Origin of the sequence: Altererythrobacter aquiaggeris (genome assembly GCF_037154015.1) — a bacterium.
Taxonomy (GTDB): Bacteria; Pseudomonadota; Alphaproteobacteria; order Sphingomonadales; family Sphingomonadaceae; genus Aestuarierythrobacter; species Aestuarierythrobacter aquiaggeris.
Genome location: NZ_JBANRL010000001.1, coordinates 1,335,647 through 1,356,724 on the forward strand (window position 1 = coordinate 1,335,647; position 21,078 = coordinate 1,356,724).

Below are 21,078 nucleotides of genomic sequence, written 5' to 3' on the forward strand. Positions count from 1 at the left end.
TTTTGAAAAGTGTCAAGCGGACGGGGCACAATGCTGATTATTCTGAGCGAACTAGCCGCTTCTGTGCCAGTCGCCCGATTTGCCGCCGGTTTTATCGCACAGCCGAAGGTTGCCGATCGTCATGGATTTATCGACCGCTTTCACCATGTCGTAAATTGTGAGTAATGCGATCGATGTTGCTGTCAAAGCTTCCATTTCGACGCCTGTTTTGCCGGTCAGCTTCACGGTGGCCGCGACGATAATCCCGCGCTCGTCCGAACGGAAATCGATCACGACAGAATCCAGCGCGAGCGGATGGCACAGGGGTATGAGGCGAGCAGTATCTTTTGCAGCCATGATACCGGCGATACGGGCGGCTGCCAGCACGTCGCCCTTCGGCGCGTCGCCATCGGTAATTGCAGATAGTGCCTTATCGGACATATCGATCCTGCCTTCGGCAACAGCGCTCCGCAATGTCTCGGCCTTGCCGCCGACATCGACCATGCGCGCATTGCCGGAGGCATCGAGGTGGGTGAGCCTGCTCATGATGCCAGCAAAGCGCGGGTTGCGGTTTCGAGATCCTGATGCCGCATCAAACTTTCCCCAACAAGAAAACAGCGGACCCCGGATCCTGACAACCGAAGGAGATCCGCATTGTTCGATATCCCGCTCTCACCGACCAGAATGGTGCCTTCAGGTGCCAGCGATGCAAGTTTTTCCGTAATCGTCAAATCAGTTTCGAATGTCTTCAAATTACGGTTGTTCACGCCGATCAAACGCGTTTCGAGCTTTGCAGCACGTTCCATTTCAGCCGCGTCGTGGACTTCGACAAGAACATCCATTCCAGCTTCTGTTGCAGCGCACTCAATCTCGCGCATTTGGTCATCGTCCAGCGCAGCGACGATAATCAGGATGGCATCCGCACCAATTGCCCTGGATTCGACAACTTGCCATGGGTCCACCATGAAATCTTTCCGCAGAACCGGAAGACTGCAAGCCTTGCGGGCTTCGATCAGATAATCTTCATGCCCTTGAAAGTATTGCGAATCCGTTAGAACCGACAGGCAGGCTGCACCGCCACGCTCATAGCTTGCGGCGTGACCAGCGGGGTCGAAATCCTCCCGGATAAGGCCTTTGGAGGGTGACGCTTGCTTGATCTCGGCGATCAAACCGAAGCCGCTGCGGGATGCGGCGGCAAGCGCAGCGGTGAAGCCGCGCGGTTGCCCCTGCTCACCAGCTTGCTGTTCCAGACCGGCACGCGAAAGCAGCCGTTTCCTGATCGCTACTTCGGAGCGTTTGGTTGCGCAGATTTCTTCGAGTTTGTTCATTTGACCGACTTGATCCAGCAATCGAGAAGAGTGTTGGCGAGCCCCTTGTCCAGCGCTTCGGCAGCCTCTTCGACACCATCGGGCCAGCTTTGCACTTCGCCTGCCACCATCAATGCAGCGGCGGCGTTAAACAGAACGGCATCACGGTACGGACCCGGTGCACCCATGAGCAAAGCGCGCAGTGCGGCCGCATTATGGGCGGCATCGCCGCCACGGATCGCTTCGACCGGTGCGCGTTGCAGCCCGGCCTCAGCTGCATCCATGCGCTTCATTTCGAAATCGTTGCCACTGACGTCTGCCATTTCGTTTCCGCCGGCGAGACTAAGTTCGTCCAGACCTTCATCACCCGATACGATCAGGGTGTGTCCCGTGCCGAGCTGTGCCATTGCGCCGGCATATATGGGCACATAAGCTGGCCTCGCTATGCCGATCAGCTGGTTGCTGACACGAGCCGGGTTCGAAAGTGGACCCATCAGATTGAAAATTGTCCGTTTGCCGATTTTTTGCCTGATCGGCTGGATCCTGCCCATTGCCGGATGGTGGTTTTTTGCAAACAGAAAACAAATGCCGAGATCACCCAACGTATCCTCCGCAGTTCGTCCTGCCGCATCCATATCCAGCCCGAGCGCCTCCAGCGTATCCGCCGCACCCGCCTTCGATGATGCTGCACGATTGCCGTGTTTTGCCACGGGCACGCCGCAAGCCGCAACCACCAGACTTACCGCTGTCGAAACGTTTAGCGTGTGGTGCCCATCACCGCCCGTACCGCAAACATCAATGGCGTTGGCAGGCGCCTTGATTGGTATAAGCCGGGCGCGCAATGCCCGGGCGGCACCGGCAATTTCATCGGCAGTTTCGCCGCGGGTAGATAGGTCGATGAGGAACCTTTCTATTTCGCTCTCGGTCGTTTCGCCGTCGAGCAGGCGTCCGAACGCTTCTTCCGCTTCGGCGGCGTTCAGATGTGCGTCAATCGGGGGGAGGGTGCTCATGGCTGTAATTCTACCTCGATACCGCAAATTGCCAGAAAATTAGCGAGCAGATCATGTCCGTGCTGTGTCGCAATGCTTTCGGGGTGAAACTGGACGCCGTGGATCGGCAAAGTCTTGTGCCGAAAGCCCATGATATGATCATCATCCGATCGCGCGTTCGGCACCAGTTGATCGCTGGCATTTTTCACGATCAGCGAATGATAACGGGTCGCCTGGAATGGTGACGGCAGACGGGCGAACACACCTGAACCATCATGCATTATCGGCGACGTTTTACCATGCATGAGCCCGCCGCGCACGACTTCGCCCCCAAAGTACTGGCCGATCGCCTGGTGGCCCAGGCAAACCCCGAGCAGCGGCATTTCGGCATCCGCGCACGCGGCAACGATATCCAGCGACACACCCGCCAGATCCGGTGTGCAGGGGCCTGGCGAAATCAAGATACCCTTGGCTCCGGTCCGAAGCGCATCGGCAGCAGAGACGTCATCGTTACGTTCGACTTTGACCTCAGCACCCAGTTCCATCAGATAATGCACCAGATTGAACGTGAAACTGTCGTAATTGTCGATGACGAGGATCATTGCCCGATTCCCCCCGGCGCTGGCTTCCCGCGCTTTTCCACGACGATCATCGGGCCAAGAGGGGGCCCCAGATCGAGCCGTCCCCTGGCAGGATCCCAAAGCGAAGACACTGTTCCGTCCAGAAAAAGTGCATTGGGAACATCCAGCCCGTCGCGATAAAATCGCGCAAGTTTGCCGAATGACACTTCGCCTTCGCTGATTACAAAGTGTGCGCGGCCAGCATTATCGACGCCTACGGCATTACGCAGCTTGAGCGAGTCCCCGTCTTCGGAAATTTGCGGGTGCAATTTCCCGCCGATTACAAGCATCGGTCCGGATTGAGTGCCAAATTGCGGCCGGTCCAGAACAGAGCTGTAGAAATCTTCGGACGTCCGCACGTTCCATCTATCGCCTGTCCCATAAAACACACCATTGGGCAGCAGGTGAAAATTGCCGTCGCCATCCTTGCGGTTCAATTCTTTTAAACGGTCGCCGTTCTGGACGTAATAGCCGATCGGCATTCCCTGTTCGTCATACATTCCGCCGTTGACCGCAAATGCGACGGGCGCGGCATCGGCTGGCCGCCCACCCGCCAGATTTGCCAGGCTACGATATGGCTTGCCGCCTTTTGGCCCCAGCGCCATTTTTACGCGGTGGATTGCCGGGTCGGCGATACAATGCGTAAGCTCGCTTCCCTCAAACTCGATGCGCTTGCAGTCCGAAACCACGGCAACATTGCCGGCCCTGCCGTATTCGATCCTTGAAACAGCCTCACCCGCTTCCTGCTCGCAGGAAGTCAGCAAAACCGCGCAGATAACAAGTAAGGCCAGTTTCATTGGCTGAACCTTGGTTCACCCGCAATCGCGGCTGCTTCGCGGGCCGCCGCGATCAAGGCGCTGGCCTTGGCCTCGCATTCGCGCTGTTCATACACTGCGTCGCTGTCTGCGACGATACCTGCCCCGGCTGTCACGTTCATGATACCATCTTTTATGATTGCAGTTCGCAAGACAATACAGCTGTCAACCGAACCGTTTGGCGAAAAATAACCTACACCTCCGGCATAAATGCCGCGGGTTTCGCTCTCCAGTTGGGCAATAATTTCGCAGGCGCGGATTTTAGGCGCGCCGCTGACTGTGCCGGCAGGAAATCCCGCGAACAAGGCATCCAAAGCATCTTTGGACGGATCAAGCTGTCCCACCACGTTGCTGACGATGTGCATGACGTGGCTATAGCGTTCGACAGTGTAGCTATCCGTCACTTCCACGCTGTTGGCGCACGATACGCGGCCTACATCATTGCGTCCCAAATCCAGCAGCATCAAATGTTCGGCACGCTCCTTGGGATCATTCAGGAGGCTTTTCTCGTTTGCGTCATCTTCAGTTGGCGACGAGCCTCGCGGTCTGGTTCCCGCGATTGGTCTTATGGTTACTTCACCGTCGCGTACACGGACCAGGATCTCGGGACTTGATCCCACGACGGCAAAATCCGGCAGATCGAGAAAATACAGGAACGGCGAAGGATTTACACGCCTCAGCGCCCGATAAAGCGAAAGTGGCGGAAGCGGAAAGGGGCAGGTGTAACGCTGCGCCAAAACCACCTGAAAAATGTCACCTGCGGAAATATATTCCTTGGCCTTGCCGACCATCGCGGCATATTCGCCCTCGGCCAGGCGCGGCGTCAGTTCCATTGACGGGATACCGGACACAGTGGGTTGAATGGCCGGAGCCTGCGCCAATTTCCGAAGCGCTTCATCGATCCGCTCGCTTGCACGCTCGATAAGGTCATCCGGCTCGCCGCTGCCGGGCCATAGCGGTGCGACGCAAAACAGATTGTCACTAAGCGAATCGAACACCAGCAACAGGGTGGGGCGCACAAACAGCATATCGGGCATATTCAAATCGCCCTGCGCTGCGCGGGGAAGTTTCTCGACAAGACCAATCGTCTCATAACCGAAATAGCCGACAAGACAGGCAAGAGCGGGGGGCAATCCATCGGGAACGTCCATTCTGCACTGCTGTACCAACTCGCGTAGTGCACCCATCGCGCCCGCATCGATCGCGGTGAAGGCTTCACGGTCAGACTGCCATTTCCGGTTTATCTCGGCCGCGTTTGCCTGCGCGCGGAAGACCAGATCGGGATCAAGACCCAGCAGACTGTACCGCCCGCGGACTTCCCCGCCTTCCACCGATTCCAGCAGGAAATCGCCCCGCTCGGGTTCGATTAGTTTTAGCGCGGCACCCACAGGCGTCTCGGTGTCTGCCACCAGCTTGCGCCAGACAAGACCGGGCGCTCCGCCCGCAAGAGCGGCGCGCGCGGATCCCGAGTTGATGAGGGTAGCAGCGCCCAGCGGACCGGACCTATTGTGTGCCGGTTAACTGTTTGCGGACAGCTTCAATCGCAGGAGGATTGCGCTCGACACCCATTTCCTTGCGGATGGCGGACAGCATTTGCTCGCTATATTCGCGCCCTGAGAGACTGCCCAATTGCGCGCGTGTTTGCGCCAGAAGCGGGTTATCGTTGGCAATCGTGCCGGGTACGATGTCAACAAGCGAGACCACATACCATCCCCCGTTTGCCGGCGCCTCAAGCCGTTTGACAGTGCCTTCGGCCATGCTGAAAAGCAAAGCCATTGGCGGGGCAACCTGCTGCTGGTTGGCGACCAACTGCTGCCTCGTCATCGAAATGGCATCAGCAGCCGGAAGGGGCACCTTCTCGGCGCGAAGCGCGGCAGCCAGATCGCCGCCGGCACCAACCCGCTTCAAAATCCTGTCAGCCGCGGCCTTGGCTTTTTTCGAACCTTCGGAAAGCCGGTAGGCAGCTTCGATATCGCTTTTTATCTCGGCCAGAGGGGCAGCGGCAGATCCGGTAATGTCCGCGACATCAAACATCATAAATGTTTCATTGGGGACAATTTCTGCAAGTTGCGGTTCGCCTTCATCTTCCATCGAGAACGCTGTCGATAGCACGGGCGCCAGAATTTCAGGTGCGGTGCCGTCCGCACGATATATCCGCCCGTCGGCGGTAACCGGTGCAGTCGTTTTCACATCGATCTTCAATTCCTTCGCAAGTTCCACCAGGCTGCCACCGGAATCTATTTCGGATTCGATCCGGTCGGTAAGTTCCAGCAGCGCCTCTCGCCGGTTTTCGGCTGCCAGCGTTGCCAGGATTTCACCGCGAACCTGAGCGAGGCTGCGCCCACCCTTGTTTTCGATATTATCGACACCGAACACATACCAGCCAAGGCTGCCCCGCGCAGGTTCGGACAATCCGCCCCGCTGCGCAGCAAATGCGGCTTGCGCCGCACCTGCCGATGCCTGCGATGCAAGCTGCGAACGTGTGACCGGGCCGACCGTTGTCGTGCTCAGACCGGCGCTGCGTGCGGCCGCGGCAAGCGTCCCGCCGGAAGCTACCGTCTGGCGAATGGCGTTGGCGGCCGCCTGGGTCGGAACCACGATCTGTGTCAGCGTACGGCTTTGCGAAGCGGCATATTGCGCCTTGTCCTGCGCGTACCTCGCCGCAATCTGCGCCTCGGAAGGCGCTGCCAGCGTGCCAAGCGCCTCGTCACCAAAAGTGGCATAGCGGATGGAACGGCGCTCAGGACGAATGTAATCCCCCTTGTTCGCCTGATAAAACGCGCTGATCTGCGCATCGGTGACTTTACCCTTGGGTGCGAATGCCGCGCTGGGCAGCAGGCCGATCGCCCCCTTGCGGGTTTCCGCGAGCAGCGAGACGTACCGCTTTACCAGCGCATCAGGTGCGACCGCGCCCAGCGCAACCGGTACCAGCAGCTGGTTACGCAGCAGGTCAGCAGCAAGATCTTCGCGAACCATCGCATCGGATAATCCGTTCTGACGTAAAAAACCGCGATACGCTTCGTCACTGAACTCGCCGTTGGCTCCCTGAAATGCGGGAATGCCCAAAATCTCGCTATTTACCAGGTTTTCACCGGCGCGGATGCCGTACTTTTCTCCAAAGACAAACATTGCAGCGCGATTGATCAGCTGATCGAGCACCTCGGCCAGAGCACCCTGTTCGAGAAATGCCGGCATGGAGATTGTCGGGTTTTGCTGGCGAACCTGATCCAGTGCGTCGGTCGCGGCACGGCTCAATTCGGCGGTACCAATCTTCCGGTCACCCACGACGGCAACCCTGTCACCCCCGGAAACGCCGCCAAACGCACCAGTATTTGCCACATCGCTGCTGGCAAATGCGAATGCGATCAGGGCCAGAAACGCAAGCGTGATCCCGATGCCGAACTTTGACTGGAAGAAACTGCGAAAGAAGGTGATCATGGCGGAGTATCCGGCTGTTGTTAATGTGTCGCACTGCAGTTCAGCACGAATATTCGATCCGCATCTATCGCCGCTGCGGCACTGCCGCAACAGGTCCTGTATCTTTTGTGGGTGTTTCTGCCGTTGCCGGTGGCGACTTCACGAACAGGCTCTATATAGCGGCCCTGTAAGACATTCGAGGAAACATTTTACCCCCCATGCCACAACGCAGTTACATTGTCGGAAACTGGAAGATGAATGGTACCCGCACGATGCTTTCCGAAGCGCGTGCAATGGACCGTGCTTCACAGCGCCTTATGAAGGCGGAAGTTGCGGTCGCGCCGCCGTTTACGCTGATCCATGCGACGCGCAATGAAGCCCAGCAAATGGGGGTCGGTGCGCAGGATTGCCATCCGGGGGCGGAAGGTGCGCACACGGGTGATGTTTCGGCAACGATGATTGCCGATGCCGGTGCAAGTTTTGTTATCCTTGGGCACAGCGAACGCCGGCAGGACCACGGCGAATCGGATGCATTGGTGCTGGCTAAAGCCGAATCTGCGCTGGAAGCCGGCTTGAAGCTGATTATTTGTTGCGGCGAAAGCGAGGCCGAAAGGGATGCGGGTAAGGCTGTAGAAGTTGTCACCGCACAGCTTCGCGCATCATTGCCCAAAGGTGACGATATCGCTTCGCGTTTGACGGTCGCCTACGAACCCGTCTGGGCAATCGGAACCGGAAAAGTTGCTTCGCCGGACGATATTGCCGAAATGCACGCGGCCATTCGCGCGTTGCTTATCGACATTTACGGCGAGCAGGAAGAGGAATCCGAAGTACGCATTCTTTATGGCGGCTCGGTCAAAGCTGGTAACGCTGCGGAAATTCTGGCTATTCCAGATGTCGGAGGCGCGCTTGTGGGCGGCGCGAGCCTGTCAGCCGAAGCGTTCCTCGGCATCGTAATGGCAGCGACCGAAGTGGAAGATTCGGCGGCCTCGTAAGGTTGCAACGCTTGCCGAACTGCACCTGGGTGCCTAAATGGCGCGCAACTCAACAATAGATTGCAAATACCATGTCACTGTTTCTCTTCCTGACCGTCGTCCAAACCATCGTGGCAGCAGCGCTGGTTGGCGTAATTCTGATGCAACGGTCGGAAGGCGGCGGCCTCGGGATTGGCGGCAGCCCTAACGGAATGATGTCTGCACGCGGCGCGGCAGATTTTCTAACCCGCAGCACCAAATTTCTGGCGATTGCATTTGTTACGCTTTCCATCGTGCTCGCGGCAGTGGCGGTCAAGGCAACGGGAAGCAGCGAGATTACCAGTACGGTCGATCGCGATGCCGGCCCCGCCGGCCAGGTTGATCCAATGGGAAATGTTGTCGGTGAAACACCGGTAACCGCTCCTGCACCCGGCGCCCCAACCACTGAGGTAACAACTCCGGCACCCGGTCAGGCGCCGCCGCCCTCCGATGATCCCTTGGCTGGTGCAACCCAATAAGCACCCGATTTCAATGATGACATGAATTGCGGTGATTGACCGCACCATTCTGCTTGCGCCGACTCACTAACTGTCCTTAAGGCCCAACTCCCATGGCGCGGTACATATTTATAACCGGCGGCGTGGTCTCCTCGCTTGGCAAAGGTCTCATGGCAGCAAGCCTTGCAGCACTGTTGCAAGCGCGTGGTTACCGTGTGCGGGTTCGCAAGTTCGATCCTTATCTCAATGTCGATCCCGGCACGATGAGCCCGTATCAGCATGGCGAAGTCTATGTGACCGATGACGGCGCCGAGACCGATCTCGATCTTGGTCACTATGAGCGATTTACAGGCGTTTCTGCGCGGCAAAGCGACAACATAACATCTGGCCGGGTCTATCAGGACATCATCGCGAAAGAGCGGCGCGGCGATTATCTCGGCGCGACCGTGCAGGTTATTCCGCACGTGACCGATGCGATCAAGGACTTCGCAAAGTCCGATGTCGAAGATCTGGATTTTGTTCTTTGCGAAATCGGCGGGACTGTGGGCGATATCGAAAGCCTGCCGTTTATCGAAGCGTTACGGCAACTTCGCAACGAACTTGGCCGCGACAAAACCTGTTTTATCCACGTGACGCTGGTTCCCTACATTGCCGCCGCGGGCGAATTGAAGACCAAGCCGACGCAGCATTCGGTTCGTGAATTGACCAGTCTGGGAATTCAGCCTGATGTACTGTTGTGCCGCTGCGAGCATCCCCTGCCCGAAAGCGAGCGGGCCAAGATTGCCCTGTTCTGCAATGTGCGGAAAGAAGCCGTCATTCCTGCGCTTGATGCACCCAGCATTTATTCGGTTCCGCTGCAATATCACAACGAGGGTCTGGATTCGGAGGTATTGCGCCATTTTGGTGTTGAAAATCCGCCGTCACCGGACCTCGCCAGATGGGAAGATATCGTTGATCGGCACCAGAACCCCGAAGGCGAAGTGACGATCGGTGTTGTCGGCAAATATGTCGGTCTGCAGGATGCCTATAAATCGCTTAACGAAGCGCTGGTACACGGAGGAATGGCCAACCGGGCCAAGGTCAATATCCGCTGGATCGATGCCGAGGTATTCGAAAAAGGTAGTGACGATCTGGCTTCCGAGCTTGAGCCTTTGCACGGTATTCTCGTGCCCGGCGGTTTCGGGGAACGCGGCAGCGAAGGCAAGATCGCGAGCGTGAAGTTTGCTCGCGAGCGCAATGTACCGTTCTTTGGAATATGTCTGGGTATGCAGATGGCCTGTGTCGAAGGTGCCAGAAATACCGCAGGTGTGATCGGCGCTTCATCAACCGAATTTGGCGAAACAAGCGAGCCAGTGGTCGGGATCATCACGGAATGGATGAGTGAAGACGGCCTGCAAAAGCGCGCTTCGGACGGCGACCTCGGCGGGACGATGCGGCTGGGAGCGTATGATGCAAAATTGTCGGGCAACAGCCACGTCTCGAGGATGTATGACGGTGTAACCGAAATATCGGAACGCCACAGGCATCGCTATGAAGTGAACGCGGCATACCGCGACAGGCTGGAAACGGGCGGGTTGGTCTTTTCGGGAATGTCCCCGGACGGTTTGCTACCGGAAATTGTCGAGCGGCCAGATCACCCCTGGTTCGTCGGAGTGCAGTTTCACCCCGAGTTGAAGAGCCGCCCCTTCGACCCCCATCCTCTTTTTGCCGGATTTATCGCCGCGGCGCTTCGCCAATCTCGTCTGGTTTAGAAGGACTTGCGCGATTTACTTACGTTTAGGCGGGTTTTTCTTGGAATTTTTAATCTTGCCAAACAGCATCATGAAGGCCTAGCCATATCACCGGTGCTAATTTGAAACTTACTATTGCGGGATTGCCAGATAGATTCCTGGCGAAATACGCGTAATTTCAGTCCAAATAGCTACGCTTCACACGCGGCACCACCAGGTTTAGGCCTTGTGCCGGATTTGATCGTCTTCTGCGACCCGGACGGTGAAATTCGGCCAAGTCGGCGCATTAGCGTCGAAGGGGCGGACTTTACGGTCCGCCCCTAAATATTTAGAAAGTAAATGAAAGTATTATCGCCACATCAGGCTGATTTATTGCCTTCGATTACTGGATGCTGGTTCACTTTTATTTTCTTCGGCTTCATTGCATCGGGAACTTCGCGAACCAGATCCACGACCAGCAGACCGCTGGCCAGATCGGCATTTGCCACACTGACATAATCGGCCAGTTCGAAACGGCGTTCAAACCCGCGATTCGCGATTCCGACATGCAGCATTTCAGTTTCGGTTGGTTCGTCCTGTTTCTTGCCCTGAATAATCAGCAAGTTCTGCTGCGCCGTGATATCGAGGTCGGCCGGGGTAAAGCCGGCCACTGCGAGAGTGATACGGTACGTATCTTCATCACGCCGTTCGATATTGAAGGGGGGGTAATTGTCAGCGCCATTTTGGCGAGCCTGCGATTCCATCAGCTCGAACAGACGGTCAAAGCCAACAGTGCTGCGGCGGTACGGGGTGCAATCTAGACGGTTCATCGGTAACAAATCCTCCATTGAGCAATTTGACAAAAGGGCGATCCGGCATTCCGGCATCGCTCCCGCGTTGTTCGAACGGCCCGGATGGCGCCGTTCGACTTGTAAAATAGGTGCTGGCTAGGCGAATTCAAGAATTGCAGCTACAGTTTTGAATGGCCGCGAGAATTACACGAAACCAAGGACATAAAATGAGCACACCGATTGTCGAGATGTATACCAAGTTTGGTTGCGGTTATTGCGCAAGGGCAAAACGGCTTCTCGAATCAAAAGGTGCCGAATACACCGAATATGACATCACGATGGGTGGTCCCAAACGTGACGAAATGCAGAGCCGCGTTCCGGGCGCAAACACCGTCCCGCAGATAATCATAGGCGGCCAGACCGTTGGCGGGTCGGATGAGCTGGCCGCGCTCGAGCGTGCTGGCAAGCTGGACGCATTGCTGGGCTTGTAATGCCGCGCATTGCGCTTCTCCAAATGACAAGCGGCATTGATCCGCTGGCAAACCGTGACAGCATCGTAAACGCCATTGGCGAGGCCGCGGCGGCCGGGGCAAGCATGCTGTTTACTCCGGAAATGTGCGGTATGCTCGATAAAGACCGGGGCAGGGCGGCAGCAAAGATCGCCGCTGAAGAGGCTTGTCCAGTGCTCGCCGGAGTTCGCCGCGCAGCCGAGAGGTCCGGAATAACCGTGGCATTGGGCTCGCTGGCCGTTGAAACGCCGGATGGAATGTGGGCGAACAGATCAATTCTGGTCGGCCCGGACGGCGACATCAGCGCCCGGTATGACAAAATCCACATGTTCGATGTCGATTTGGCAAGCGGCGAAAGCTGGCGCGAATCCAGTGCCTATACTGCCGGATCGGAGGTTGTTACCGCGGACACGCCGCTGGGCAGGCTTGGGCTGTCGATTTGTTATGATATCCGGTTTCCCGCACTGTACGATGAATTGGGCAAAAGAATGTGCGATGTTATCGCAATTCCGGCAGCATTTACCGTGCCAACAGGGGCAGCCCACTGGCACGTTCTGCAAAGGGCGAGGGCGATTGAAGCAAGCGCATTTGTTGTCTCTGCGGCTCAGGTGGGACACCATGAGGATGGCCGGATGACATTCGGTCATTCTCTCGTCGTCGATCCGTGGGGCGACATAATTCTCGACATGGGCGGAGAAAGGGCTGGATTGGGCTTTGCCGAAATTGATCTGGAAAGCCTGGCGCGGGTCCGCCAGCAAGTGCCCAGTCTTGCCAATCGCCGGCCAATCGCCGGCCAGTTACCTGACAAATTATGATTGTGTTCGACCTTTGTTGTGCCAACGGCCATGTTTTCGAGGGGTGGTTCGCCTCGTCTTCCGAATATGACGGGCAGAACGAGCGGGGATTGATCATATGCCCCGATTGCGCGTCATCACACATATTCAAAGCGCCAATGACGCCCGCAGTACCCGCCAAGGGCAACCGGCAAAAAGCCGCTGCGCAGGCCGCGACAGATGTCAGTTCCGCCCGCATCCCTCCGGACGTGGCGAAGGCGATTGACGCGCTTGCCAAAGCGCAGGCGAAGGCTCTTCAGAATAGCACCTGGGTCGGCGACCGTTTTGCAGATACTTCGCGAGCGATCCATTACGGCGACAGGGAAGATGTGCCGATCCACGGCAAAGCGACGAAGGATGAGGCCAAAAGTCTGGCCGAAGAGGGCATCGAGGTGACGCCGCTTCCTTTCCCGATTGTGCCGCCCGATGATTTGAACTGATTGCATGGCGCGACAGCCTTGCTAAACAACCCGTCGGCGCGCCCGTAGCTCAGTCGGATAGAGCATCAGATTCCTAATCTGGAGGCCACAGGTTCGAATCCTGTCGGGCGCACCAATCGGTTTTCCGGTTTGGAGTTAGGTAAGCGTATATGGCAGGCAGCCAGGACTTCGAAGGCGATCCGAGAAACGCTGACCTGCTCGTGCTTCTAAATCGCGAACTGGTCCCCGCAGCCGAAGCCAGAGTGTCGATATTCGATGCGGGATTCGGACTCGGCGACGGCGTTTGGGAAGGGCTGCGGCTGCATAAGGGTGCGCTCCTGTTCCTTGATGCGCATCTCGAGCGGTTGTTTGCGGGCGCTGCAAAAATCAAACTGGATATCGGTTTGACGGCCAATGATCTGAAAGACGATCTCAAGCGCCTGATGGTCGCCAATCGAATGGAAGATGGCGGGCATGTGCGGCTGATGGTTACGCGCGGCGTGAAAAGTTCGATCAACCAGGACCCGCGATTTGCGCTTGGCAGACCGACCATTGCGTGCACAGCAGAATTCAAGGCACCGCCAAAACTTCCGAAACCCGGGCTTGATCTCAAGACCGTCAGTATCCGCACGAGCGGTACGGAAACCTTTGACATGCGGATCAACTCGCACAGCAGATTGAACTACATTATTGCGCTTTTGGAAGCCATCGGAAGTGGCGGCGATGAAGCGTTGATGCTGGATCCGCGAGGCAATATCGCGAGCTGCAACGCGACCAATTTCTTCTGGGTGAAGCGCGATACAATCTACACATCCGGCGATGATTACTGCTTTAACGGCATTACCAGGGCCAATGTTATCGCAGCCTGCAGGGAAGGGGCTGCAAAACTGTCGCAAGGCGACTTCAGCCCTGAACACCTGCAGGACGCTGACGAGGCTTTTGTCACCGGCACAATGGGCGGCATTACACCGGTGCGGTCCATTGATGGAACAAAGCTATGCGCGGGAGGCACAATGACGCGGCATATCGCCAGCACGTATGCGCGGATGAAGGACGAATATGCCAGGCAATTCCCGCTGATATGACGATAAGAATTGCCATGTGGTCGGGGCCGCGGAATATTTCCACGGCCATGATGCGATCGTTCGAAAACCGAAGCGATTGCGAAGTCAGTGATGAACCATTTTATGCCGCATTTCTTGCAAAGACAGGCCTGCATCATCCGCTATACCGCGAGGTGTTGAAATCACAGCCTGCTGATTGGCGTGCAGTTGCCAAAACGATGTCGGGTTCAGGCCCTGACAATTGTGCCATCTGGTACCAGAAACACATGTGCCACCATATGCTCGGTGGCTTCGGTCTTGATTGGGCGGATCATTGCAGAAATGCGTTTTTGGTCAGGGACCCGCGCGACGTACTTGCATCCTATGTTCGCAAACACGATCATGTCGATCTGGATGCAATCGGCGTAAGGCGGCAGTCCGAAATTTTTGACCGGTTTGCACAGCGCACAGGCCGGGCGCCCAGCGTCGTGGATACCAGCGATGTGCTTGCCAACCCGCGCGGGCTTCTGTCTGCGCTTTGCCGTGCATTGGATATTCCGTTCAGCGAACGAATGCTTGAGTGGGCGGCGGGCAAGCGGGACAGCGACGGGGTCTGGGCGCCCGCCTGGTATGACGTGGTCGAAAAATCCACAGGGTTTGCCGAAGCGAAGGAGCAAGTGCACAACCTTCCGGCAGACCTGCAAAGGTTCGCCGATCAAGCGCAACCGTTTTACGAGAGCATGGCGCAGTACCGGCTTGAACCGGTCTGATCAGCCCTCGCTTTTGCCCTTTATCGGAACGGGTTCCTTAAAAGTGTGCGTAACGTAGGGAAACGGTATTTCGATGCCGCCATCATCAAGCGCGCGCTTGATGGCAAAGATTGCATCATTGCGGGTTTGCCACATGTCGCGAGGTTTGCTTCCCGCCCACCAGCGCACCGTGAAATCGACGGAACTTGAATTGAACTCGCTCGCAAACAGGTCGATGCCCTTTTCCTGGTCGATGCCGTCAACGCCTTCCATGGCTTCGCGGATGACCTTGGCCGCTTCGTCCAGATCAGTGTCATAAGACACGCCCACCACAACCTCGTGGCGGCGCTGGCTTTCGTCGGTCAGTATCTCTACCGGATTTTTGAACAGCATCGAGTTGGGCACAAGTGTCATTTCGCCGGACAGCTTGCGGACATACGTTTCGCGCAAGGTTATGTGTTCCACCTTTCCGCTGATGCCCTCACATTCGATCACGTCGCCTATGCGCATTTTCTCGCGGAGCATTATCAGTATCCCCGCAAAGAAATTCTCGAAAATGTCCTGGAATGCAAAACCGATTGCCACCGCGCCGACACCGAGACCGGCGACCAGCCCGGCTGGTGATAAGCCGGGGATCATCACCACCAGTGCAAGCATCAAGCCGACCACCCAAATGCCAAGTTTGACCAGAGTGTCGATCAGGTTTTTGAGGCTGGGGCGCAGTTCCGTCTTGCCGGTTAGCGCATCCGCGATCTTGACCGCAAATTTCGCCACCAGCCACGTGATCAGAATAATGACGACAGCGATAGCCATGTTGGGAAGCGCCCTGACGAAACCTTCCGCCATGCTGACTATCTGATCCTGCAAGGTGCCAACGGCGTTCACCGTCTGGTCAAAATTTTCGGTCGTCTGCGTTGTCTGTCCGGCCTGCATGGTTTCCCCTGTTTACGTGCACAACGATGTCAGTGCAGGAAGGGTCCCGCAACGGCTTATGGCAGATCAGGTTCGGCATTTGCGGAATGCAGCCAGTCAGCATGGCGCGGCGCTTTTTTGGTCTGGCTCCATTCCTCCAGCATCGGCATCGCTACACGCTTGAGTTCGGCATATTGGTCTTCTGTGCCGATATCTGCCGCAAGTTCGACACGGTGGCCGTTGGGGTCGAAAAAATAGATCGATTTGAAAATGCCGTGATGCGTCGGGCCAAGCACATCGATGCCTTCGCTCTCGATGTGATTTTTCGCTTCCAGCAATTCATCCACAGACCCGACCCGAAATGCCAGATGTTGCACCCAGGCCGGCGTGTTTTCGTCGCGGCCCATTTCCTTTTGCGTCGGCAATTCAAAGAACGCGAGCACGTTATTGTTACCGGCGTCCAGAAAGACATGCATGTAGGGATCATGCTCACCAGTGGACGGCACAGTGTCTTCCGAAAACGCGGAAGTGTATTCCATGCCGAGAATTCTGCCGTACCATTCGACCGTTTCCCTGGCATCCTTGCAGCGATATGCGGCGTGGTGGACACCATTGAGCCTGATGGGGTTCGGGGTCATTGGGCTGGCTCCTGCGTTTTCAGCGCGCCGCGCTTCAACTGGTCGGCCTCGATGGATTTGAACAATGCGGTAAAGTTTCCTTCACCAAAACCTTCGTCCTTTTTGCGCTGGATGAATTCGAAGAATACCGGCCCGATGGACGTCTGGCCAAAGATTTGCAGGAGCAGACGCGGGTCATTGTTTTCGGTTGAACCATCAAGCAGGATTCCGCGGCGCTTTAGTCCTGCCACATCTTCGCCGTGCCCGGGAAGCCGGTCCTCCAATTGTTCGTAATAGGTTGCCGGCGGCGCGCTGGCGAATGGAGTTCCGTATTCCTTCAACCGGTCCCACGACGTGTACAGATCATCACATGACAGTGCGATATGCTGGATGCCTTCGCCATTATATTCGCGCAGATATTCCTCGATCTGGCCACCGCCGTTGGCCCCTTCCTCGTTCAGCGGAATGCGGATTTTTCCATCCGGCGCAGTCATCGCTTTGGAAGTCAGGCCGGTATATTCACCCTTGATATCAAAATATCTGATTTCGCGGAAATTGAAGATCCGTTCGTAAAATTCGGCCCAGTGGGCCATCCTGCCCTGATAGACATTGTGAGTAAGGTGATCGATTACCTTCATACCGGCACCGACAGGATTCCGGTCCTGCGTTTCATATACGAAGTCGATATCGTAGATGGAAAGATCGCCCATCGGTGCGCCATCATAGCGGTCAACCAGGTAGATGATCGAATTTCCAATTCCGCGAATGGCGGGAATATTGATTTCCATAGGTCCGGTTGAAACTGCCACCGGCTCGGCCCCGCGCTCGATCGCTTCGGCATAAGCCTTGGCCGCATCCTTGACGCGGAAGCCCATGCCGCAGGCCGACGGGCCATGTTCTGCGGCGAAATATGACGCCGGGCTGCGCGCTTCATAATTCGCGATAAGATTGATCCCACCCTGTCGCCAAAGCTGGACGTCCTTGGAGCGGTGCGCTGCAATCCGCGTGAATCCCATACTTTCGAACACAGGCTCGAGCTTGCCCTTCTCGGGAGCGCTGAATTCTACAAAGTCAAAACCGTCTAGGCCGAGGGGGTTTTCAAACAGATCAGCCATCAGGGGCATCCTTTAATTAGTTACAAGCGAAACTATGTAACCTGTCATGCAGGTGTGTGTCAAAATCTAAGTCGCAACCGATAATAACGATTTGCACCGCAGTCTTAACCATTATTCGCTTGAATAGATCGGCAAGATGTGATTCTTGGGACATGATGAAACGCCACCGCACTTCAAACCGAATTTCGCGCGATAAAATTGTTCAGGCGGCGGCGCTGTCCGGATTATTATTAATTGCCGGACTTGCCTTCGCAGGCCCCAGCGGTGTTCTGGCCTGGGGCGAAAATGTCCGGCTTCTCGACCAGCGCAACAGCCAGATTGCAAAGCTCGAATTTGAAACTGCCGAACTGCGAAACCGCACCGATCTGCTGCATCCCGATCATGCAGACCCCGACCTTGTCGGAGAGCTTGTTCGCAGCAATCTGGGATTTGTCCATCCTGACGAGGTCGTGATCGAACTGGATTGAGTGCGGCTAACTTCGTTTTTTACAATTGCAGAATTTCGTATGCAACGCTGCGCTCTGCGATTGCCTCGCGCCTGACATTCGCCCTATAGGTGATGCCGAAGCGTGTATGCCGTAGCGAAAATTCGAGGACGAACCACTTGGCCAAGAAACCCAGCACCAGCAACCAGACATCAAAAAAGACCACGAAAAAGCCCGGCCAAAGCGAATTCAAACTCAGCAGTTTACAAACCGAGTTCGAGCAAGGCGGAAGTTTCAAGGCTGACGATGAACAGTTGCTGGAATTCTACGAACAGATGCTGCTCATCCGCCGGTTCGAGGAAAAGGCCGGGCAACTCTACGGGCTGGGTCTGATCGGCGGTTTTTGCCATTTGTACATTGGCCAGGAAGCGGTTGCGGTGGGCCTTCAATCCGCACTTGAACCGGGTGAAGACAGCGTCATCACCGGATACCGCGATCACGGACATATGCTGGCTTATGGTCTTGATCCGAAAGTGATCATGGCAGAGCTTACCGGCAGAGCGGCCGGGATTGCCGCTGGCAAGGGCGGATCTATGCACATGTTTTCGACCGAAAAGAAGTTTTATGGTGGACACGGCATCGTAGGTGCGCAGGTCCCGCTGGGAGCAGGGCTCGCCTTCGGCCACAAATATCGGGAAGATGGCGGTATTTGCATGGCATATTTCGGTGATGGTGCCGCCAATCAGGGTCAGGTTTATGAAACATTCAACATGGCCAGTCTGTGGAACTTGCCGATTATATTCGTGATCGAAAATAACGGCTACGCGATGGGCACCGCGGTGAAACGCAGTAGCGCCGAAACCGAATTCTACCGCAGGGGCACAGCGTTCCGCATTCCCGGAATGGATGTTGACGGAATGGACGTTCTGGCTGTTCGCGCGGCTGCAGAGATTGCAGTGGCGCACGTACGCAGCGGCAATGGTCCGGTTCTGATGGAGCTTAACACGTACAGGTATCGCGGGCATTCCATGTCTGACCCTGCCAAATACCGGAGCCGGGACGAAGTGCAGGAACAGAGAACAAAGAACGATCCGATCGAACGGGCAAAAGCCGAACTCGTGAAGCGCGGCAAGTCGGAAGATGATCTGAAAGCCATCGACAAGCGCATTCGCGGCATCGTCGCAGAGGCGGCGGATTTTGCCGAAAATTCACCCGAGCCGGAACCAGCAGAGCTCTATACCGATGTTCTGGTGGGAGAGTACTGAGATGGCCGTTGAACTCAAGATGCCAGCCCTTTCACCTACAATGGAGGAAGGCACGCTGGCAAAATGGCTCGTCAAGGAAGGCGACGAAGTAGCGCCCGGTGATATTCTCGCAGAGATCGAAACCGACAAGGCAACGATGGAATTCGAAGCCATCGATGAAGGAATAGTGGGCAAGCTGCTGGTAGCAGCGGGTACCGAGAATGTCGCAGTGGGCACCGTGATCGCGACATTGTCGGGCGAGGGCGAGGACACGGACGAAACGGCGCGCGCGGCGCCATCTGCTACCCAAAGCAAAGCGGCGAGCGATGGGGAAGGGAAAGCCATCGGCCGCGAACCTTCGGAAGCTGATATTACCAAACCCGTGACAGCTCCAAAGCCCAAGTCCGATCCGGAAATACCCCGCGGTACGAATATGGCCAGCGTCACGGTTCGTGAGGCGTTACGCGATGCGATGGCGGAGGAGATGCGCCGTGACGACCGGGTGTTTGTCATGGGCGAGGAAGTTGCCGAATATCAGGGCGCTTACAAAGTAACCCAGGGCCTGCTGGAGGAATTTGGCCCGAAACGGGTGATCGATACGCCCATAACCGAATATGGTTTTGCGGGAATTGGCGCCGGAGCCGCGATGGGCGGGCTGCGTCCGATCGTCGAGTTCATGACTTTCAATTTTGCGATGCAAGCGATCGATCACATTATCAATTCAGCTGCGAAAACAAATTACATGTCCGGCGGGCAAATGAGATGTCCGATCGTCTTTCGCGGACCGAATGGCGCGGCCAGCCGTGTAGCAGCGCAGCATAGTCAGAATTATGGCCCTTGGTATGCGAGTGTTCCCGGGCTGATAGTAATCGCACCATACGATTCGTCGGATGCGAAGGGCCTGTTGAAAGCTGCCATCCGCTGTGAGGATCCGGTTGTTTTCCTGGAGAACGAACTGGTTTACGGGCGCAATTTCGAATTGCCCGAACTGGACGATCACGTGCTGCCAATCGGCAAGGCGCGGATAATGCGCGAAGGCAGCGATGTTACGATCGTATCGTATTCAATAGCGGTGGGCCTGTCGCTCGAAGCGGCAGAGGAACTGGCGGGGGAGGGCATTGATGCCGAGGTGATCGACTTGCGGACACTGCGCCCACTGGACACCGAAACCATCCTTGCCAGCCTCGCCAAAACCAATCGACTGATTATTGCCGAGGAAGGCTGGCCGACCTGTTCGATTGCATCCGAGGTTGCGGCAGTGTGTATGGAGGATGGCTTCGATCATCTTGATGCCCCCGTACTGCGGGTAACCGATGAAGATGTTCCGCTGCCCTATGCTGCCAACCTCGAAAAACTGGCCCTTATCGACAAGGATCGGATCGTCGCTGCTGCCAAAAAGGTTTGTTACCGCGATTAGGTTGAGGCCGCTCGCGTTGTTTGATCAGCTTGCCACGGCAAAGCCGTCAAACACGTCGCAACTTGCTATCGGGTCAGGGCTGCCGCTGTTACGCTGGTAAATCTGCGTGATGTCGCGTTTATCGCGAACGGTAAAGCTGGCTGACGCGCTGATGGTTTCCGCAAACGAGAAACTGCTCGAGACTACAGGCTGATAATCGTAACTGATTTCGACATAAATTACGGCTTCATCGTCGTAAGCCCGCACTTCTTCGCCCGACGGGCCGACGCCTTTAAATCCGCCGCCAGCGCCAAATCCTTCAGCTCCGTATCTGGATGTATGGTTCTTGACGCCCTTGCAACGTTGCCAGTGAAAATACTGGTCGTCGTCCTGACCGGGTACAACCTCCAGACTGGAGACGATAACACGGCCGTTCTCAAAAATATCCAACGCGCTACCACCCAGGATATTTGCTCCGGTGAATACGTCGTTTATATCGCTTTCGTAGATCTTTTTGGATGCCAGAAAGGACGTATCACCGATGCGGCTGGCGTTATCTGCCACCTGCACCGCAATCTGGTTGACCTTCATCTGGATGATGGCCTGATTGGCAGCCTCCAGCCCCATCAAACCTGCGCCTAACAATACCGGAAGCACGAGCGCAAACTCGGTCATTGCTACACCCGATATCTCTTTATTCAGAGTACGAAGGAAAGCAGGC

At 56.3% G+C, this 21,078-nt stretch carries 23 protein-coding genes and 1 tRNA gene; 12 read left to right on the forward strand and 12 right to left on the reverse strand.

The genetic code is table 11. From position 1 onward, the window contains the following. Nucleotides 1-51 precede the first annotated feature (51 nt). Genes moaC through WFP06_RS06525 form a run of 7 tightly spaced genes read right to left on the reverse strand, consistent with a single transcriptional unit; the run spans nt 52 to nt 7,148 of the window. Nucleotides 52-525, reverse strand: a complete 474-nt coding sequence (gene moaC, locus WFP06_RS06495) for a cyclic pyranopterin monophosphate synthase MoaC (protein ID WP_336986410.1) — start codon at nt 523-525, stop codon at nt 52-54. Continuing rightward, nucleotides 522-1,307, reverse strand: coding sequence for an indole-3-glycerol phosphate synthase TrpC (gene trpC / locus WFP06_RS06500; protein ID WP_336986411.1), 786 nt, complete (start codon nt 1,305-1,307; stop codon nt 522-524). Before trpC ends, moaC begins: the two co-directional genes overlap by 4 nt. Then, nucleotides 1,304-2,296 carry an anthranilate phosphoribosyltransferase gene (gene trpD, locus WFP06_RS06505; protein WP_336986412.1) on the reverse strand — a complete coding sequence of 331 codons (993 nt, stop codon included), beginning with the start codon at nt 2,294-2,296 and terminating at the stop codon, nt 1,304-1,306. The genes trpC and trpD overlap by 4 nt, the downstream gene beginning before the upstream one ends. Then, nucleotides 2,293-2,877: an anthranilate synthase component II gene (locus WFP06_RS06510; RefSeq protein WP_336986413.1), complete on the reverse strand. Its 585-nt coding sequence runs from the start codon at nt 2,875-2,877 to the stop codon at nt 2,293-2,295. The genes trpD and WFP06_RS06510 overlap by 4 nt, the downstream gene beginning before the upstream one ends. Continuing rightward, entirely contained in the window at nt 2,874-3,692 is an 819-nt protein-coding gene (locus WFP06_RS06515; protein WP_336986414.1) for a phosphodiester glycosidase family protein, read from the reverse strand. Before WFP06_RS06515 ends, WFP06_RS06510 begins: the two co-directional genes overlap by 4 nt. Further along, nucleotides 3,689-5,185 (reverse strand): anthranilate synthase component I family protein, encoded by a 1,497-nt coding sequence (locus tag WFP06_RS06520; RefSeq protein WP_419716241.1) that lies wholly within the window; start codon nt 5,183-5,185, stop codon nt 3,689-3,691. Before WFP06_RS06520 ends, WFP06_RS06515 begins: the two co-directional genes overlap by 4 nt. 28 nt (nt 5,186-5,213) lie before the next feature. Beyond that, nucleotides 5,214-7,148 carry a SurA N-terminal domain-containing protein gene (locus tag WFP06_RS06525; protein ID WP_336986416.1) on the reverse strand — a complete coding sequence of 645 codons (1,935 nt, stop codon included), beginning with the start codon at nt 7,146-7,148 and terminating at the stop codon, nt 5,214-5,216. Between the two features lie 197 nt (nt 7,149-7,345). Between WFP06_RS06525 and tpiA the strand changes: the two genes are divergently transcribed. From tpiA to WFP06_RS06540, 3 genes are all read left to right on the forward strand, one after another. Then, a complete protein-coding gene (tpiA, locus tag WFP06_RS06530) occupies nt 7,346-8,119 on the forward strand; it encodes a triose-phosphate isomerase (protein WP_336986417.1) in 774 nt (257 codons plus the stop codon). Between the two features lie 71 nt (nt 8,120-8,190). Further along, nucleotides 8,191-8,616, forward strand: coding sequence for a preprotein translocase subunit SecG (gene secG, locus WFP06_RS06535; RefSeq protein WP_336986418.1), 426 nt, complete (start codon nt 8,191-8,193; stop codon nt 8,614-8,616). Nucleotides 8,617-8,708: 92 nt separating this feature from the next. Continuing rightward, nucleotides 8,709-10,346, forward strand: coding sequence for a CTP synthase (locus tag WFP06_RS06540; RefSeq protein ID WP_336986419.1), 1,638 nt, complete (start codon nt 8,709-8,711; stop codon nt 10,344-10,346). A gap of 338 nt (nt 10,347-10,684) precedes the next feature. Here WFP06_RS06540 and WFP06_RS06545 read toward each other — a convergent pair whose 3' ends face one another. Then, entirely contained in the window at nt 10,685-11,134 is a 450-nt protein-coding gene (locus tag WFP06_RS06545) for an Hsp20 family protein (protein WP_336986420.1), read from the reverse strand. A 188-nt stretch (nt 11,135-11,322) separates the two neighbouring features. On the opposite strand from WFP06_RS06545, the gene grxC reads away from it, so the two are divergent. From grxC to WFP06_RS06575, 6 genes are all read left to right on the forward strand, one after another. Continuing rightward, nucleotides 11,323-11,586 carry a glutaredoxin 3 gene (gene grxC / locus WFP06_RS06550; protein WP_336986421.1) on the forward strand — a complete coding sequence of 88 codons (264 nt, stop codon included), beginning with the start codon at nt 11,323-11,325 and terminating at the stop codon, nt 11,584-11,586. After that, on the forward strand, nt 11,586-12,419 hold the full coding sequence (locus WFP06_RS06555; RefSeq protein WP_336986422.1) for a carbon-nitrogen hydrolase family protein: 834 nt from the start codon (nt 11,586-11,588) through the stop codon (nt 12,417-12,419). Before grxC ends, WFP06_RS06555 begins: the two co-directional genes overlap by 1 nt. Further along, nucleotides 12,416-12,877 carry a DUF1178 family protein gene (locus WFP06_RS06560; RefSeq protein ID WP_336986423.1) on the forward strand — a complete coding sequence of 154 codons (462 nt, stop codon included), beginning with the start codon at nt 12,416-12,418 and terminating at the stop codon, nt 12,875-12,877. Before WFP06_RS06555 ends, WFP06_RS06560 begins: the two co-directional genes overlap by 4 nt. 38 nt (nt 12,878-12,915) lie before the next feature. Beyond that, nucleotides 12,916-12,992 (forward strand) — tRNA-Arg (locus tag WFP06_RS06565). Nucleotides 12,993-13,026: 34 nt separating this feature from the next. Next, a complete protein-coding gene (locus WFP06_RS06570) occupies nt 13,027-13,941 on the forward strand; it encodes an aminotransferase class IV (RefSeq protein WP_336986424.1) in 915 nt (304 codons plus the stop codon). Between the two features lie 14 nt (nt 13,942-13,955). After that, nucleotides 13,956-14,669: a sulfotransferase-like domain-containing protein gene (locus WFP06_RS06575; protein ID WP_336987649.1), complete on the forward strand. Its 714-nt coding sequence runs from the start codon at nt 13,956-13,958 to the stop codon at nt 14,667-14,669. Here WFP06_RS06575 and WFP06_RS06580 read toward each other — a convergent pair whose 3' ends face one another. The 3 genes from WFP06_RS06580 to hppD are packed head-to-tail and all read right to left on the reverse strand — an operon-like array spanning nt 14,670 to nt 17,292. Continuing rightward, complete coding sequence (locus WFP06_RS06580; protein WP_336986425.1) at nt 14,670-15,581, reverse strand: mechanosensitive ion channel family protein; 912 nt, start codon at nt 15,579-15,581, stop codon at nt 14,670-14,672. Nucleotides 15,582-15,637: 56 nt separating this feature from the next. Next, a complete protein-coding gene (locus WFP06_RS06585; protein ID WP_336986426.1) occupies nt 15,638-16,198 on the reverse strand; it encodes a VOC family protein in 561 nt (186 codons plus the stop codon). After that, the gene (gene hppD / locus WFP06_RS06590; protein WP_336986427.1) at nt 16,195-17,292 is read right to left on the reverse strand and encodes a 4-hydroxyphenylpyruvate dioxygenase; all 1,098 of its coding nucleotides are present in this window, start codon (nt 17,290-17,292) and stop codon (nt 16,195-16,197) included. The genes WFP06_RS06585 and hppD overlap by 4 nt, the downstream gene beginning before the upstream one ends. 155 nt (nt 17,293-17,447) lie before the next feature. On the opposite strand from hppD, the gene WFP06_RS06595 reads away from it, so the two are divergent. The 3 genes from WFP06_RS06595 (at nt 17,448) to WFP06_RS06605 (ending at nt 20,378) form a co-directional block, all read left to right on the forward strand. Continuing rightward, complete coding sequence (locus WFP06_RS06595) at nt 17,448-17,759, forward strand: FtsB family cell division protein (protein WP_336986428.1); 312 nt, start codon at nt 17,448-17,450, stop codon at nt 17,757-17,759. Between the two features lie 137 nt (nt 17,760-17,896). Then, nucleotides 17,897-18,982, forward strand: a complete 1,086-nt coding sequence (pdhA, locus tag WFP06_RS06600) for a pyruvate dehydrogenase (acetyl-transferring) E1 component subunit alpha (RefSeq protein WP_336986429.1) — start codon at nt 17,897-17,899, stop codon at nt 18,980-18,982. 1 nt (nt 18,983) lies between these two features. Beyond that, complete coding sequence (locus WFP06_RS06605) at nt 18,984-20,378, forward strand: pyruvate dehydrogenase complex E1 component subunit beta (protein ID WP_336986430.1); 1,395 nt, start codon at nt 18,984-18,986, stop codon at nt 20,376-20,378. A gap of 24 nt (nt 20,379-20,402) precedes the next feature. Here WFP06_RS06605 and WFP06_RS06610 read toward each other — a convergent pair whose 3' ends face one another. Beyond that, on the reverse strand, nt 20,403-21,032 hold the full coding sequence (locus WFP06_RS06610; protein WP_336986431.1) for a TadE/TadG family type IV pilus assembly protein: 630 nt from the start codon (nt 21,030-21,032) through the stop codon (nt 20,403-20,405). Nucleotides 21,033-21,078: the final 46 nt, after the last annotated feature.

Coding starts and splice junctions, on each gene's coding strand:
- WFP06_RS06510 (WP_336986413.1), bottom strand. CDS start 2,877: ATGATCCTCGTCATCGACAATTACGACAGTTTCACGTTCAATCTGGTG.
- WFP06_RS06570 (WP_336986424.1), top strand. CDS start 13,027: ATGGCAGGCAGCCAGGACTTCGAAGGCGATCCGAGAAACGCTGACCTG.
- trpD (WP_336986412.1), bottom strand. CDS start 2,296: ATGAGCACCCTCCCCCCGATTGACGCACATCTGAACGCCGCCGAAGCG.
- trpC (WP_336986411.1), bottom strand. CDS start 1,307: ATGAACAAACTCGAAGAAATCTGCGCAACCAAACGCTCCGAAGTAGCG.
- WFP06_RS06595 (WP_336986428.1), top strand. CDS start 17,448: ATGAAACGCCACCGCACTTCAAACCGAATTTCGCGCGATAAAATTGTT.
- WFP06_RS06585 (WP_336986426.1), bottom strand. CDS start 16,198: ATGACCCCGAACCCCATCAGGCTCAATGGTGTCCACCACGCCGCATAT.
- WFP06_RS06560 (WP_336986423.1), top strand. CDS start 12,416: ATGATTGTGTTCGACCTTTGTTGTGCCAACGGCCATGTTTTCGAGGGG.
- WFP06_RS06515 (WP_336986414.1), bottom strand. CDS start 3,692: ATGAAACTGGCCTTACTTGTTATCTGCGCGGTTTTGCTGACTTCCTGC.
- WFP06_RS06580 (WP_336986425.1), bottom strand. CDS start 15,581: ATGCAGGCCGGACAGACAACGCAGACGACCGAAAATTTTGACCAGACG.
- grxC (WP_336986421.1), top strand. CDS start 11,323: ATGAGCACACCGATTGTCGAGATGTATACCAAGTTTGGTTGCGGTTAT.
- WFP06_RS06555 (WP_336986422.1), top strand. CDS start 11,586: ATGCCGCGCATTGCGCTTCTCCAAATGACAAGCGGCATTGATCCGCTG.
- WFP06_RS06540 (WP_336986419.1), top strand. CDS start 8,709: ATGGCGCGGTACATATTTATAACCGGCGGCGTGGTCTCCTCGCTTGGC.
- WFP06_RS06610 (WP_336986431.1), bottom strand. CDS start 21,032: ATGACCGAGTTTGCGCTCGTGCTTCCGGTATTGTTAGGCGCAGGTTTG.
- tpiA (WP_336986417.1), top strand. CDS start 7,346: ATGCCACAACGCAGTTACATTGTCGGAAACTGGAAGATGAATGGTACC.
- secG (WP_336986418.1), top strand. CDS start 8,191: ATGTCACTGTTTCTCTTCCTGACCGTCGTCCAAACCATCGTGGCAGCA.
- hppD (WP_336986427.1), bottom strand. CDS start 17,292: ATGGCTGATCTGTTTGAAAACCCCCTCGGCCTAGACGGTTTTGACTTT.
- WFP06_RS06605 (WP_336986430.1), top strand. CDS start 18,984: ATGGCCGTTGAACTCAAGATGCCAGCCCTTTCACCTACAATGGAGGAA.
- moaC (WP_336986410.1), bottom strand. CDS start 525: ATGAGCAGGCTCACCCACCTCGATGCCTCCGGCAATGCGCGCATGGTC.
- WFP06_RS06545 (WP_336986420.1), bottom strand. CDS start 11,134: ATGAACCGTCTAGATTGCACCCCGTACCGCCGCAGCACTGTTGGCTTT.
- WFP06_RS06575 (WP_336987649.1), top strand. CDS start 13,956: ATGTGGTCGGGGCCGCGGAATATTTCCACGGCCATGATGCGATCGTTC.
- WFP06_RS06525 (WP_336986416.1), bottom strand. CDS start 7,148: ATGATCACCTTCTTTCGCAGTTTCTTCCAGTCAAAGTTCGGCATCGGG.